Source organism: Geomonas sp. (assembly GCF_056994735.1).
This window is the reverse complement of record NZ_JBXKJL010000154.1, coordinates 1-12,946: the sequence shown is the minus strand read 5'-3', so window position 1 is coordinate 12,946 and position 12,946 is coordinate 1. Positions and strand designations below refer to the sequence as shown.

The window sequence follows — 12,946 nt, the reverse complement described above, 5'->3', positions numbered from 1 at the left end:
GAGAGTTCGCCTTTCGGGCATCACGATATGACGACGCAGCGGGAAAAATGGGACGTGCTCAAGATCCTCAACTGGACCAAGGGCTATCTCGCCGAAAAAGGCGTGGAAAACCCGAGGCTTGAGGCTGAGTGGATGCTCTGCGAGGCGCTCCACCTGGACAGGGTCGGCCTTTACCTGAACTTCGACAAGCCGCTGAGCGATGAGGAACTGGCAGCCTACCGGGGCATGGTGGCCCGGCGCGGTAAGCGTGAGCCGCTGCAGTACATCCTGGGGACCCAGGAGTTCATGGGACTCGAGTTCGAGGTCTCTCCCGCGGTCCTGATACCGCGCCACGATACCGAGGTGCTGGTAACGGAGGCGGTGAGGAGAGCGACCGGGACCCGCAGCATCCTCGACATCGGGACAGGAAGCGGCTGCGTGGCGATCGCCCTCGCCAAGGCCCTCCATGATGCGGAGGTCTCGACGATCGATGTCTCGGCCGAGGCCATCGCCGTCGCCCGCGTCAATGCCGAGAAAAACGGGGCGGAGGTCCGGTTCTTCGAGGGTTCGCTCTTCGAGCCCTTCCCCGGACGGCGCTTCGACATGATCGTCTCCAACCCGCCCTACATCCCGGCGGCGGAGATCGCAACCCTGCAGCAGGAGGTCCGGGGGTTCGAGCCGGTCGGCGCCCTCGACGGCGGAGCTGACGGCCTCGATTTCTATCGCGCCATCACTTCGGCCGCTCCCGAGCACCTCAACCCGGGAGGGTGGCTGCTACTCGAAGTCGGTGCGGGGCAGGCTCCCCAGGTGCTCGAATTGCTTCAAAAAAATGGTTTCTCCTCGGAGTCTTTCTCCGAGATCGATCCCGCCGGAATAGAGCGGGTGGTAGGCGGCAGGCTGGCAGAAAGCTAGGCGCCCCTGTTCCTCCTCGACAGAGGCAGGCAATACGCAAAAAGGTAAAAGAGGTAAGAGTGGACAAGCTCATAATTCATGGCGGCAACAAGCTTTCCGGCGAGGTAACCGTAAGTGGTTCCAAGAACGCCGCCCTCCCCATATTCATCTCCACGATCCTGGCGCCCGGGTGCCACGAGATCAGCAACGTCCCCTTCCTGAGGGACATAAACACCACCATCAAGGTGCTGGAACAGCTGGGCGCAAGGGTCGAGGGGAAAGGGAACCTCGTCAAGATCGACACCACCGACCTCAACAGCTTCGAAGCCACCTATGACCTGGTCCGGACCATGCGCGCTTCGGTTCTGGTTCTGGGACCGCTGCTGGCGCGCTTTGGCCAGGCCCGCGTTTCCCTTCCCGGCGGCTGCGCCATTGGGGCACGGCCCATCAACCTGCACCTGCAAGGTCTTGCCGCGCTGGGCGCCGAGATCACCCTCGAGCACGGCTATGTGGAGGCGAAGGCCAAGCGACTCAAGGGCGCGCGGATCAACTTCGACATCTCCACCGTCGGCGGAACCGAGCAGCTCCTTATGGCGGCGGCGACCGCCGAAGGTGAAACCATCCTCGAGAACGCGGCGCGCGAGCCGGAGATCGTCGACCTCGCGGAAATACTGATCAAGATGGGTGCCCAGATCGACGGCGCCGGCACGGATACGGTCCGCATCAAGGGTGTGGAGCAGCTCACCCCGGCGAACCATACGGTAATGCCCGACAGGATAGAAGCCGGGACCTTCATGATTGCCGCGGCCATGACAGGCGGAGATATCAAGATCAACAACATGCGCCTCGACCATCTCGACGCCCTCACCTTCAAGTTGCAGGATGTCGGTGTCGAGATCATCAACAAGGACAACGTGGTCCAGGTGAAAGGGCCTAAGAAGATCAAAAGCGTCAACATCAAGACCAGGCCGTATCCCGGCTTCCCGACCGACATGCAGGCACAGTTCATGGCTCTCATGTGCATCGCGGAGGGGACCAGCGTCATCACGGAGAACATCTTCGAGAACCGCTTCATGCACGTGTCCGAGCTCCTCCGTTTTGGCGCCGACATCATCGTCGAGGGCCATAGCGCCACCGTGAAGGGCGTGAAGAAGCTTTCCGGAGCCCCGGTCATGGCGACCGACCTGCGTGCCTCGGCCTCCCTGATCCTGGCCGCCCTGGCAGCGGACAACACCAGCGAGATCTCCCGCATCTATCACCTCGACCGGGGCTATGAAGCGATCGAGAAGAAGCTCGCCGCGCTGGGCGCCGACATCACCAGGGTTCAGGACAACAACCAGGTGTAATCCCCCGTTGTTTAAAGAAGGTTCGAAGTCCCCCTTGTCAAAGGGGGATTTAGGGGGATTTAGCTTTGGCTTCGGTCAGACAGAGGCAATCCCCCCCAGCCCCCCTTTATCAAGGGGGGAGCCTGAGCAAAGCCCCCCTTTGAAAAAGGGGGAGCTAGTACAAAGCCCCTTTGATGGGGACAGTTTCTATCACTGCAGAGGTTCTCATGCCAGATTTCATCACCATTGCCATACCGAAAGGACGGATCCTCCAGGATTCCGTCGCCCTCTTCAAGAAGATCGGCATCGACTGCGAGGAGCTTCTCTCGGACACGAGGAAGCTGGTCTTCGAAAACGAGGCGCAGAAGATGCGCTACATGATCGTCCGCGCCACCGACGTGCCGACCTATGTCGAATACGGCTGCGCCGACCTGGGCATCGTCGGGAAGGACACCCTGATGGAGCAGGAGAAGGACCTCTATGAACCGCTCGATCTGAAATTCGGTTACTGCCGGCTGATGGTAGCGGAACCGGCTGAGCTTTCCAGCAAGGACGACCCTTCCGCCTGGAACAACATCAGGATCGCGACGAAGTACCCGAACGTCACCGAGAAGTACTTCGCTGCCAAGGGCGTCCAGGTCGAACTCATCAAGCTCTACGGCTCCATCGAGCTGGCCCCGTTGGTGGGCCTTTCCGAGCGCATCGTGGACCTCGTTTCCACCGGCGAGACCCTGAAGCAAAACGGACTGGTGGAGATCGAGACCATTGCCGAGATCACCTGCAGGCTCATCGTGAACCGGGCCAGCCTCAAGACCAAGCATGACCGGATCTCCAAGATCATCCAGGGGCTGGAGCAGCACATCTAGAGAGGTTCTACATGGAAAAGAAGTTGGCTGACGCCCTGCTTGATTTCTATCAGAAGATCCTGAAACCCGACTTCGAATCAATCAATGAAAAGCTGACTGAGCATGACGAGCGGATGTCACAGGTACTAGGCCATCTCGATTCCATTTATAACCGCATCGGAAGGCTGGAAGACCAGGTGAAGGAATCGCAGGCGAGACTTGATTCAATCGAGCAGCAGCTGGGCAAGTAACTCCGGCTGTCTGTGCTCTTAATTTAATTGTCCCAGCGAGGTTGAAGATGCAGTTCCTCGATATATCGGAAGAGGGTTTTCAGGCAAAATTTGATGCCATCGTCGAGCGCGGCGAGGAGTCAGGCCGCGAGGTGGAAGAGGTCGTTCTCGGCATCATCAGCGACGTGCGCAAGCGCGGTGATGACGCCCTCCTAGAATACACCAAGCGCTTTGACCGCCTCGAATGCGACGCGGCCGGTCTCGAGGTAACCGGGGAGGATTTCGAGAAGGCCTTTTCCCACCTGGATGAACAGGACCTCTCGGCCCTGAAGCTCGCCGTGGAAAGGGTGACCCGGTTCCACGAAAAGCAGAAGCAGCAGAGCTGGATCTCCACCGAGGAAGCGGACATCATGCTGGGCCAGAAGGTGACACCGCTCGCCAAGGTCGGCATCTACGTCCCCGGCGGCAAGGCCTGCTATCCCTCCAGCGTGATAATGAATGCCGTTCCGGCCAAGGTCGCTGGTGTCGGCGAAATCATCATGGTGGTTCCCGCCCCCGGAGGGGAGCTCAATCCGCACGTACTTGTGGCGGCAAAGCTTGCCGGGGTAGACCGCATATTCAAGATCGGCGGAGCCCAGGCTGTCGCGGCCTTGGCCTACGGCACAAAGACCATCCCGCGCGTCGACAAGATCACCGGCCCCGGCAACATCTACGTCGCCACCGCGAAGAAGCTGGTCTTCGGGCAGGTCGGGATCGACATGATCGCCGGACCGAGCGAGATCCTGGTGATCAACGACGGCAGCGGAAATCCCGTCCACATCGCAGCCGACCTGCTGTCGCAGGCGGAGCACGACGAGCTGGCGTCGTCAGTCCTCATCACTACCGACCGCGCCTTCGGCGAGGCTGTCGCTATTCAGGTCGAGCAGCAGCTGAAGGTGCTTTCCAGGGAAGCCATCGCAAGGAAGTCCTGGACGTCGTTCGGCGTCATCATCGTGGCCGGCAACCTCGAGGAGGCCATCGCCTTCTCCAACAGGATCGCCCCGGAGCACCTGGAGCTGGCGGTGGAGAACCCGTTCGAGATCCTGCCGCTGATCACCAATGCAGGCGCCATCTTCATGGGACACTACACGCCGGAAGCGGCGGGTGACTATCTTGCCGGGCCTAACCACACCCTTCCCACCGGCGGTACGGCCCGGTTCTTCTCCCCCCTGTCGGTTGACGACTTCGTCAAGAAAAGCTCCATCATCCACTTCACCCGGGGCGGCCTGCAGAGGGTCGGCAAAGATATCGTCCGGATCTCGGCTCTCGAGGGTCTGGACGCTCATGGCAGGTCGGTGAGCCTCAGGCTGGACGACTAGTAACGATTTTTTTCAATTTGCTGTTTTTGAAGTTCATCGAGGAGGCGACATGGCAAGATCGGCAGTCATCGAGCGGATCACCAAGGAGACGCAGATCAAGCTCTCCCTGGAAATCGACGGTAAGGGAGAGGCGCAGATCTGCACGTCCGTACCCTTTCTGGACCACATGCTGGACCTCTTCGCCCGGCACGGCCTGTTCGACCTGAAGGTCGAGGCCCACGGCGATATCGACATCGACTTCCACCACACCGTTGAGGACATCGGCATCGTCCTGGGATCGGCGTTCAAGGAAGCCCTCGGCGACAAATGCGGCATCCGCCGCTACGGCAATGCCGTCGTCCCCATGGACGAGACCTTGGCCAGCGTGGCAACCGACCTGTCGGGGAGGCCTTACCTGGTCTACAACGTTCTTCTGCCGAAGGTCAAAATCGGGGAGTTCGACGTGGAGCTGGTCAGGGAATTCTTCCAGGGTTTCGTCAACCACTGCGGGGCCAACCTCCATGTCAACCTCATGTACGGTGACAACGTCCATCACATCGTGGAAGCCTGCTTCAAGGCGGCCGCACGAGCCCTTGACCAGGCGACGCAGATGGACCCGAGGATCGAAGGGGTCATGTCGACCAAGGGGAAGCTGTAGAGGCTTCCATTCGGCATTACCAGAGCCGGCGGCGCCCTCACCCTGACCCTCCTCCCTGACCCTCTCCCGTAGGGCGAGGGGATGTGGACCTGAATCCTTCTCCCCCCGGGAGAAGGTGCCCCGAAGGGGCGGATGAGGGAAGTTGCCACGGCGCACTCCCGCCGTATCTGGGAGCTGTTAACAGGGATATGAAACCTCAAGATCGACTAGCTTAACGGCACTTCGGTGCCTAAAGGATTCAGATATGATCGCAATAATTGACTACGGCATGGGTAATCTCCGCTCAGTCCAGAAGGGGTTTGAAAAGGTCGGTTTCGAAGCGGTGGTCACCTCCGATCCGAAGGTCCTGCTCGATGCGGAGCGGGTCGTTCTTCCCGGGGTCGGTGCCTTCCGTGACTGCATGCGCAATCTGGAGGAAGGTGGATTCATCGACCCGATCTTCAAGGTGATCGGGGCCGGCAAGCCCTTCCTCGGGATCTGCCTGGGCCTGCAGCTCCTTTTCACCGAGAGCGAGGAATTCGGCCTACACAAAGGGCTCAACATTATCCCCGGGCGCGTCCTCCGCTTTCCGGAAGGGATGGAAGAAGCCGACGAGGAACTGAAGGTCCCGCATATGGGATGGAACCAGCTTTCCGTGAAGCGGCAGGCTCCCGTCTTTGAAGGCGTAGCTGACGGCACGAACGTGTACTTCGTGCACTCGTACTACGTAAAGCCGGAGGACGACAACGTCATAGCCTCCACGACTCGCTACGGCATCGATTTCTGCTCCTCCATCTGGAAGGACAACATCGTGGCCACGCAGTTCCACCCGGAGAAATCCCAGGACAAGGGGCTGGCGATGCTGAGGAATTTTGCGGAGATGAAGTAATCTTTCGAATGATGATATTGGAGCTGAAATGATAGTTATTCCCGCGATCGACCTGAAGAATGGCTGCTGCGTCCGCTTGGAGCAGGGGCTGATGGATAAGGATACCGTCTTCAATGACAACCCCGGCGCCCAGGCTGCCGAGTGGCAGCGACAGGGGGGCGAGCTCCTGCATATCGTCGATCTTGACGGCGCCTTCGCCGGCGAGCCCAAGAACCGCACGGCCATCGAGAACATCGTCAAGTCCGTTACCATCCCCACCCAGCTCGGCGGCGGGATCAGGGACATAGCCACCGTCGAAGCCTACCTTTCCCTCGGCATCGGCCGGGTCATCATCGGGACTGCCGCCCAGAGAAATCCGGAGTTCGTGAAGGAGGCATGTGCCCTCTTCCCCGGAAAAATCGTGGTCGGCATTGACGCCAAGAACGGCATGGTCGCCGTCCAGGGTTGGGCTGAGGTCACCGGCATCACCGCGACCGACCTGGCCAAACAGTTCGAGGGCTACGGCGTATCCGCCATCATCTACACGGATATCAGCCGCGATGGGATGATGCAGGGCCCGAACATCCAGGCGACCAAGGCGCTGGCCGAGGCCATCAGCATCCCCGTCATTGCCTCCGGTGGGCTCTCCTCTTTGAAGGATATCGAGAACCTGATGGCCATTGAATCCTCCGGGGTCACCGGGGTCATCACCGGCAAGGCCATCTATTCCGGCGCCATCAAGCTTGCAGAGGCGATTGCACTTACCAAAAGGGCAGCGTGACAGCAGCCACGTTTAAGGCGCCGGCTCTAAATCCCCCCGTTCCCCCTTTTCCAAAGGAGGGACCGTTGCACCTCAAGGGGAATAGCTTCTACTAGTTTTGGAGAACGAACAGTGCTGACAAAAAGGATTATTCCCTGTCTTGACGTCAAGGGTGGAAGGGTTGTGAAAGGGGTCCAGTTCCTGGGTCTTCGTGATGCCGGCGATCCTGTCGAGATCGCGGAACTCTACGACAGCCAGGGCGCTGACGAGCTCACCTTCCTCGACATCACCGCCTCCTCTGACGACCGCGACATCATCATCGACGTGGTGCGCCGCACCGCCGAGCGCGTCTTCATGCCGCTCACCGTCGGCGGCGGCGTAAGGGTGGTCGAGGATATCCGCAGGCTTCTCAACGCTGGCGCCGACAAGGTTTCCATCAACACCGCCGCTGTACACCGCCCCGAGTTCGTCAGCGAAGCAGCCGAGAAGTTCGGCTCGCAGTGTACCGTGGTTGCCATCGATGCCCGCGGCAGGGCCGACGGCGGCTGGGAAGTCTACACCCACGGCGGCAGGAGGCCGACCGGCCTCGATGTGATCGAGTGGGCCTGCCGGATGGAAAGCATGGGCGCCGGTGAAATCCTCCTTACCAGCATGGACCGCGACGGCACCAAGGACGGCTATGACCTCCCCCTCACCCGCGCTGTGGTCGACGCCGTCAGCATTCCCGTTATCGCCTCCGGCGGAGTCGGCGGCCTCTCGCACCTCTATGACGGCTTCACCCAGGGTGGCGCCAGCGCCTGCCTCGCAGCCTCCATCTTCCACTACCGCGAGCACACCATCGAAGAGGCCAAACAGTACCTCCGCGACAGGGGAGTTGCTGTAAGGCTGTAAAGGTTCTGAAAAATAAGAAGCCCGCTTAGGAGTAATGTGATGGCAGAGAACAAGGACGATATCATAGCCGCGGTCTACCGGGTGATCCAGGATCGCAAGGCGAACCCCACCGACAGCTCCTATACCGCGAGCCTCATGAACAAGGGGATCGACAAGATCCTCAAAAAGATCGGCGAGGAGGCGACCGAGGTCGTCATCGCCGGCAAGGGCGGCAAGCGCGAGGAGATCGTCTACGAGACCGCCGACCTCATCTTCCACAACCTCGTGCTGCTCGGCTTCTATGACATCGATCCCGAGGAAGTCTATAATGAGCTCAGGCGCCGCTTTGGCATCTCCGGAATAGAGGAGAAGCAGTCGCGGGAAAAATGAAAACGCGAAGCGGCACAAACTCATTGACAATTGATGCCACTATGATATATTGCTTGTTCCTTGAAGAATGTCTGCCGGCCGGATCTACCCACGAAAGTAGTAAATCTAGAAACAGAAGGGGGGGGAATATGGATGCCGGGAGTAAAGGTAAAAGAAGCTGAGCCGTTTGAACTGGCGCTGAAAAAGTTCAAGAAGCAGTGTGAAAAAGCAGGGATCCTTTCAGAGGTCCGCAAAAGAGAGCACTACGAGAAGCCGAGTATCAAGAAGAAGAAAAAGGCCATTGCAGCTCGTAAGCGTGCCCTGAAAAAACAGCGTAAGATGGTTGACTAAGAGGACATATGCAACTTCGGGAGAGACTTCAAACGGAGATGAAGGAAGCCATGAAGAGCCGCGATACGCTCCGGCTTTCAGCAATCCGCATGGTTATCTCCGCGGTGAAAAATCGCGACATCGAGCTCAGGCGTGAATTGAACGATGCCGAAATCACCGAAACCATATCAACCCTCTGCAAGCAGCGCAGGGAATCCATACGGCTCTTTAAGGAAGCAGGCAGACAGGAGCTAGTGGATAAGGAAGAAGCCGAACTGGCGCTCTTGACGAGCTTCCTGCCCCAGCAGCTGACCCGGGATGAGCTGGAATCTCTAGTAGAGAAGGCTATCGCGGAGACCTCCGCCACAAGCGGAAAGGATATGGGCAAGGTCATGAAGGCCCTTGCCCCTTCCGTCTCCGGCCGAGCAGATGGAAAATTGGTGAGCGAAATTGTGAAGGAGAAGCTCGCGTGACATCACCCCCGGGAAGGAAGGCCTCCCGGGGGTGGTTGCGGGTTTTGTGTATTGAGTAGGGGCCAATCTCGCGATTGCCCCTTCTTTTGCTTTGTGTACGCTGACCAGGTGTTTGCATGATCCTTCTCGATATCCTTATCTGGGCTGTTCTGATCTTCTTTGTGGCAAAGGGTTTCTCGAAGGGTCTCATCAGGGAAGCCTGTTCTCTCCTTGGCCTCGTCACGGGCGGCTGGGCCGCCTTTAGATACTATTCCTCTCTCAGCCTGGCGTTGAGGTATCTCATCAACCTCCCCCAGCATGTGGCGCAGCCGCTGTCGTTCCTCCTCATCTTTTTGCTGCTCGGCATCCTCTTCTATCTTCTCGGACATCTGCTCACCGTCATATTCAAGATCATGCTGCTGGGAGGGATAAACCGTATCGGCGGGATCCTCTTTGGATTTCTTGAGGGCGGCTTCGTGCTCTGCGTCATCCTCTACCTCGCCACGATGAAGCCGGTCCCGGAGAAGATGAGAAAGATGATCTGGTCCTCGAAGACCGCGCAGGCCTTCGCGTCGACCGGCGCAGACATCGCCGCGGGGTGGGAAAAGCGCAGAACCGAGGCGCCTCCAGTGAAAGGAGAGCCGAAGGAGTAGGAAAACAAAGTGTCGATGATACCTGAAGACAAGGTTAGGGAAGTGCGGGAGAGGGCTCCCATCCTGCAGGTCATCTCCGACTACATGAGCCTGAGGAAGTCCGGGGCTAACTACCAGGGTCTGTGCCCGTTTCACGGCGAGAAGACCCCGTCCTTCAACGTCAACCCCGCGAGGGGAATCTTCCACTGCTTCGGCTGCGGCGCAGGCGGCAACGCCTTCGATTTCGTGATGAGAATGGAGGGGATGAATTTCCCGCAGGCCGTGAAGCTGCTCGCCAAGCGGGTCGGCGTGGAGATACCCGAGAGGCCCCTCACCAGGGAAGAGAAGCTCACGGCAGACGAGCGGGAGCAGCTCTACCACATCAACGAACTGGCCTGCGAGTTCTACCGGCGGGTACTGGAGTCGGACGAGGCGGGATCGGGCGGCAGGAGCTACCTTCAGCGACGCGGGGTCGATCACGCCACCTCGGCGACTTACCGGATGGGCTTCGCACCTGCCGGCTGGGACAACCTGGCCAAGCACCTGCAGCTCAAGGGAATATCTTTCCAGCAGGCCGAGAAGCTGGGGCTTTTAAGAAAGAGGGATGGCGGCGGTTATTACGACACCTTCCGCAATCGCCTCCTCTTCACCATAGCCGACCTGCACGGCCGCGCCATCGGTTTCGGCGGCAGGGTCATGGACGACTCGCTGCCGAAGTACATCAACTCCCCTGAGTCGCTGGTCTATCGCAAGAGCGAGGTCCTCTTCGGGCTCGACCTGGCGAAATCGGGGATGAGGGAAAAAGGGAGCGCCATCATCGTCGAAGGGTACTTCGACCATCTCGCGCTCTACCGGGCAGGCTACAGCAACGTGGTGGCCACCTGCGGCACGGCCCTCACGCCGCAACACCTGAAGGTCCTCAGGCGCTACGCCGAGCGGGTCTACATGCTCTTTGACGGCGACGAGGCCGGCCGGAAGGCAACGGTCAGGTCGATGGAGCTCTTCCTGGAGGAAGGATTCCCGGCGCGCGTCGTGGAAGTTCCCGCCGGGGATGACCCCGACACCTTCATCGGTCGCGAGGGTGGCGCAGCCTTCGCCCCTCTCCTTGAGAAGGCCCAGCCGATCTTCGAGTTCTTCTACCGCGGGTTGCTCAAAAGCATGGACACCGGCAACGTGGAGGGGAAGGTCGCCTTCATCAACGAGGTGGCCCCCAGGCTGCAGAAAATTGCAGACCCGGTCGAGAGGGCCCTGTACGAGAAAGAGATCTGCCGGGCAGTAGGCATCGACCAGGCCACCCTGTACAAGAAAGGGGGCGTCGCGACCCCGGCGGTTAAGCCCCAGCCACGACCACAGCCGAAGGCCCAGCCGGCGTCTTCCCGGACCGAGGATGTGCTGCTGACGCTGATGGTGAAATACCCCGAGGTGGTCGAGAAGGTAAGGCACTACGGCACCGCGAATCTCTTCGGAGCCGCACACCTCGCCGTAGCCGAGGCCATTGTCGCGGAGACGGCACAGGGCGAGGTCGATCTTCCCCGTATCCTCGAGCAGCTGGAGCTACCCGAGGAGCGGACGCGGCTACTGGCTCTTTTTGTGGAGGACGCCCACCTGGAGGATATGAACCCGATCAAGGCGTTCGAGCAGTGCTGTCAGGCATTGGAACGGAGTGCGGTCAAGGGAGGGGGGAAGCTCCTGGCGAGGGAGCTTGCCACCGTGGATCCTGATTCTCCACGGTACCTTGAGATTCTGGCTGAATTAGAAAAGTTGCGCAATAAAAAATCGAAATTACTGTAAAATTAAAACATAAGCAGCAACAAGTGGTAGCGGAGCGTGTTTAATGGCCAAAAAAAGCATGGACGAAGTGAAGCAGCTCATCGACCTCGGCAAGGAAAAGGGGTTTCTCACCTATGAAGAGGTGAACGACCTCCTGCCGCCCGACATGGTCTCCTCGGACCAGATCGATGACGTCATGAGCATGTTCGGCGATATGGACATCGAAATAGTCGATTCCGCCCAGAAGGTGAAAATCCCGAAGATCAAGATGGATCTCGAGGAAGAGGAAGGGGAGCACGAAGGGGAGGAGGGCGAGGTCGAGTTCGAGCCCGGCACCCTCGGGCGCACCAGCGACCCCGTACGTATGTACCTGCGCGAAATGGGCTCCGTCTCCCTCCTTACCCGCGAGGGCGAGGTCGAAATAGCCAAGAGGATTGAGGTTGGCGAGCGCGACGTGGCGAGCGTCATCCTGAACACCCCGATCACTGTCAACGAGGTGATTTCGCTGGGCGAGCGCCTCAGGAAGCTGCAGATCGGGGCCATAGAGATCAGCAAGGACGTCGAGGAAGAGGTTCTGGAGGAAGGTGAAGAGGATCTCCAGGCCATGAGAGTCCTCGGCATCATCGACCAGATCAAGGAGCTGAACCAGCGCATGGAGGAGATCCAGACCGCGCTGGAGCCGGATACGGTATCGGCCGGGGAGCGCGAAGCGCTGCAGACCGAGCAGACCGGGCTCAAGATCGACATGGCCGAGCACCTCAAATCGCTGCGCCTGAAGGACAGGCACATCGAGAAGATCGCTCAGCGACTGAAAGAGCTCTCCTGCAAGGTCGATCTGGTCATGCAGGAGATAGCCGAGCTGGAGAAAGAGACCGGGACCGAGAAGGATCCCTTCCTTTCCACCTTCGATTCACTCCACGGCGCCTCGGAGTCCGAGTTCAACAAGAAGCTCAACCTGAGCTCGGACGAGGGACAGAAGCTCGAGAAGCGCTACCGCACCATCGAGAAGAAGCTCCGCAAGATCGAGCAGGAATCGGGCTTCAAGGCCTGCGAACTGGCCAACGCCCTCCTGGCGATCGAGGAAGGCGAGAGAAAGGCCAAGCTCGCCAAGAGCGAACTGGTAGAGGCCAACCTCCGTCTGGTCGTCTCCATCGCCAAGAAGTACACCAACCGCGGCCTGCAGTTCCTGGACCTGATACAGGAAGGGAACATCGGCCTCATGAAGGCGGTGGACAAGTTCGAATACCAGCGCGGCTACAAGTTCTCGACCTACGCGACCTGGTGGATTCGGCAATCGATGTCGCGCGCGATCGCCGACCAGGGCCGCACCATCCGCATCCCGGTCCACATGGTCGAGACCATCAACAAGCTTCTGCGCGTGACGCGCCTGCTGGTGCAGCGGCTCGGCCGCGAGCCCACGCCCGAGGAGATCGCGGAGCAGATGGAGATGCCGCTCGACAAGGTCCAGCGCGTGCTCAAGATCGTCAAGGAGCCGATTTCGCTGGAGACCCCGATCGGCGACGAGGAGGAGAGCTCGCTCGGCGACTTCGTCGAGGACCGCCAGAGCATCTCGCCGGCGGATGCCGCGATGGCGCTTTCGCTCGAGGAGCAGACCCGCAAGGTGCTCGCGACGCTGACGCCGCGCGAGGAG

Annotated in this window: 15 protein-coding genes; all 15 read left to right on the top strand. The window is 59.7% G+C overall.

Translation table 11 applies throughout. From position 1 onward, the window contains the following. Nucleotides 1-27: 27 nt before the first annotated feature. Nucleotides 28-891, top strand: a complete 864-nt coding sequence (gene prmC / locus AC11W3_RS07270) for a peptide chain release factor N(5)-glutamine methyltransferase (RefSeq protein ID WP_484088729.1) — start codon at nucleotides 28-30, stop codon at nucleotides 889-891. A gap of 59 nt (nucleotides 892-950) precedes the next feature. After that, a complete protein-coding gene (gene murA, locus AC11W3_RS07265) occupies nucleotides 951-2,216 on the top strand; it encodes a UDP-N-acetylglucosamine 1-carboxyvinyltransferase (RefSeq protein WP_484088730.1) in 1,266 nt (421 codons plus the stop codon). Nucleotides 2,217-2,422: 206 nt separating this feature from the next. Then, nucleotides 2,423-3,061, top strand: a complete 639-nt coding sequence (gene hisG / locus AC11W3_RS07260; RefSeq protein WP_484088731.1) for an ATP phosphoribosyltransferase — start codon at nucleotides 2,423-2,425, stop codon at nucleotides 3,059-3,061. Nucleotides 3,062-3,072: 11 nt separating this feature from the next. Continuing rightward, a complete protein-coding gene (locus AC11W3_RS07255; RefSeq protein ID WP_484088732.1) occupies nucleotides 3,073-3,291 on the top strand; it encodes a hypothetical protein in 219 nt (72 codons plus the stop codon). A 47-nt stretch (nucleotides 3,292-3,338) separates the two neighbouring features. Further along, complete coding sequence (hisD, locus tag AC11W3_RS07250) at nucleotides 3,339-4,628, top strand: histidinol dehydrogenase (protein WP_484088733.1); 1,290 nt, start codon at nucleotides 3,339-3,341, stop codon at nucleotides 4,626-4,628. A 49-nt stretch (nucleotides 4,629-4,677) separates the two neighbouring features. Further along, nucleotides 4,678-5,265 carry an imidazoleglycerol-phosphate dehydratase HisB gene (hisB, locus tag AC11W3_RS07245; RefSeq protein ID WP_484088734.1) on the top strand — a complete coding sequence of 196 codons (588 nt, stop codon included), beginning with the start codon at nucleotides 4,678-4,680 and terminating at the stop codon, nucleotides 5,263-5,265. A 244-nt stretch (nucleotides 5,266-5,509) separates the two neighbouring features. Further along, nucleotides 5,510-6,133, top strand: coding sequence for an imidazole glycerol phosphate synthase subunit HisH (gene hisH, locus AC11W3_RS07240; RefSeq protein WP_484088735.1), 624 nt, complete (start codon nucleotides 5,510-5,512; stop codon nucleotides 6,131-6,133). Between the two features lie 28 nt (nucleotides 6,134-6,161). Beyond that, entirely contained in the window at nucleotides 6,162-6,893 is a 732-nt protein-coding gene (hisA, locus tag AC11W3_RS07235) for a 1-(5-phosphoribosyl)-5-[(5-phosphoribosylamino)methylideneamino]imidazole-4-carboxamide isomerase (protein ID WP_484088736.1), read from the top strand. A 111-nt stretch (nucleotides 6,894-7,004) separates the two neighbouring features. Beyond that, complete coding sequence (gene hisF / locus AC11W3_RS07230) at nucleotides 7,005-7,763, top strand: imidazole glycerol phosphate synthase subunit HisF (protein ID WP_484092736.1); 759 nt, start codon at nucleotides 7,005-7,007, stop codon at nucleotides 7,761-7,763. A 39-nt stretch (nucleotides 7,764-7,802) separates the two neighbouring features. Then, a complete protein-coding gene (locus AC11W3_RS07225; protein WP_484088738.1) occupies nucleotides 7,803-8,132 on the top strand; it encodes a phosphoribosyl-ATP diphosphatase in 330 nt (109 codons plus the stop codon). Nucleotides 8,133-8,264: 132 nt separating this feature from the next. Further along, nucleotides 8,265-8,462, top strand: coding sequence for a 30S ribosomal protein S21 (gene rpsU / locus AC11W3_RS07220; RefSeq protein WP_011940832.1), 198 nt, complete (start codon nucleotides 8,265-8,267; stop codon nucleotides 8,460-8,462). An 8-nt stretch (nucleotides 8,463-8,470) separates the two neighbouring features. Next, nucleotides 8,471-8,914 carry a GatB/YqeY domain-containing protein gene (locus AC11W3_RS07215; protein ID WP_484088739.1) on the top strand — a complete coding sequence of 148 codons (444 nt, stop codon included), beginning with the start codon at nucleotides 8,471-8,473 and terminating at the stop codon, nucleotides 8,912-8,914. A gap of 116 nt (nucleotides 8,915-9,030) precedes the next feature. Beyond that, entirely contained in the window at nucleotides 9,031-9,546 is a 516-nt protein-coding gene (locus AC11W3_RS07210; protein WP_484088740.1) for a CvpA family protein, read from the top strand. Nucleotides 9,547-9,555: 9 nt separating this feature from the next. Continuing rightward, a complete protein-coding gene (dnaG, locus tag AC11W3_RS07205; RefSeq protein ID WP_484088741.1) occupies nucleotides 9,556-11,316 on the top strand; it encodes a DNA primase in 1,761 nt (586 codons plus the stop codon). 43 nt (nucleotides 11,317-11,359) lie between these two features. Continuing rightward, nucleotides 11,360-12,946 (top strand): RNA polymerase sigma factor RpoD (gene rpoD, locus AC11W3_RS07200; RefSeq protein WP_484092735.1); only part of this gene is annotated, 1,587 nt, incomplete at its 3' end.

Bases quoted from the DNA above. Each gene is read 5' to 3' on its own strand.
- prmC (WP_484088729.1), top strand. From the start codon at position 28: ATGACGACGCAGCGGGAAAAATGGGACGTGCTCAAGATCCTCAACTGG.
- hisG (WP_484088731.1), top strand. From the start codon at position 2,423: ATGCCAGATTTCATCACCATTGCCATACCGAAAGGACGGATCCTCCAG.
- AC11W3_RS07255 (WP_484088732.1), top strand. From the start codon at position 3,073: ATGGAAAAGAAGTTGGCTGACGCCCTGCTTGATTTCTATCAGAAGATC.
- hisD (WP_484088733.1), top strand. From the start codon at position 3,339: ATGCAGTTCCTCGATATATCGGAAGAGGGTTTTCAGGCAAAATTTGAT.
- hisB (WP_484088734.1), top strand. From the start codon at position 4,678: ATGGCAAGATCGGCAGTCATCGAGCGGATCACCAAGGAGACGCAGATC.
- hisH (WP_484088735.1), top strand. From the start codon at position 5,510: ATGATCGCAATAATTGACTACGGCATGGGTAATCTCCGCTCAGTCCAG.
- hisA (WP_484088736.1), top strand. From the start codon at position 6,162: ATGATAGTTATTCCCGCGATCGACCTGAAGAATGGCTGCTGCGTCCGC.
- AC11W3_RS07225 (WP_484088738.1), top strand. From the start codon at position 7,803: ATGGCAGAGAACAAGGACGATATCATAGCCGCGGTCTACCGGGTGATC.
- rpsU (WP_011940832.1), top strand. From the start codon at position 8,265: ATGCCGGGAGTAAAGGTAAAAGAAGCTGAGCCGTTTGAACTGGCGCTG.
- AC11W3_RS07215 (WP_484088739.1), top strand. From the start codon at position 8,471: ATGCAACTTCGGGAGAGACTTCAAACGGAGATGAAGGAAGCCATGAAG.
- AC11W3_RS07210 (WP_484088740.1), top strand. From the start codon at position 9,031: ATGATCCTTCTCGATATCCTTATCTGGGCTGTTCTGATCTTCTTTGTG.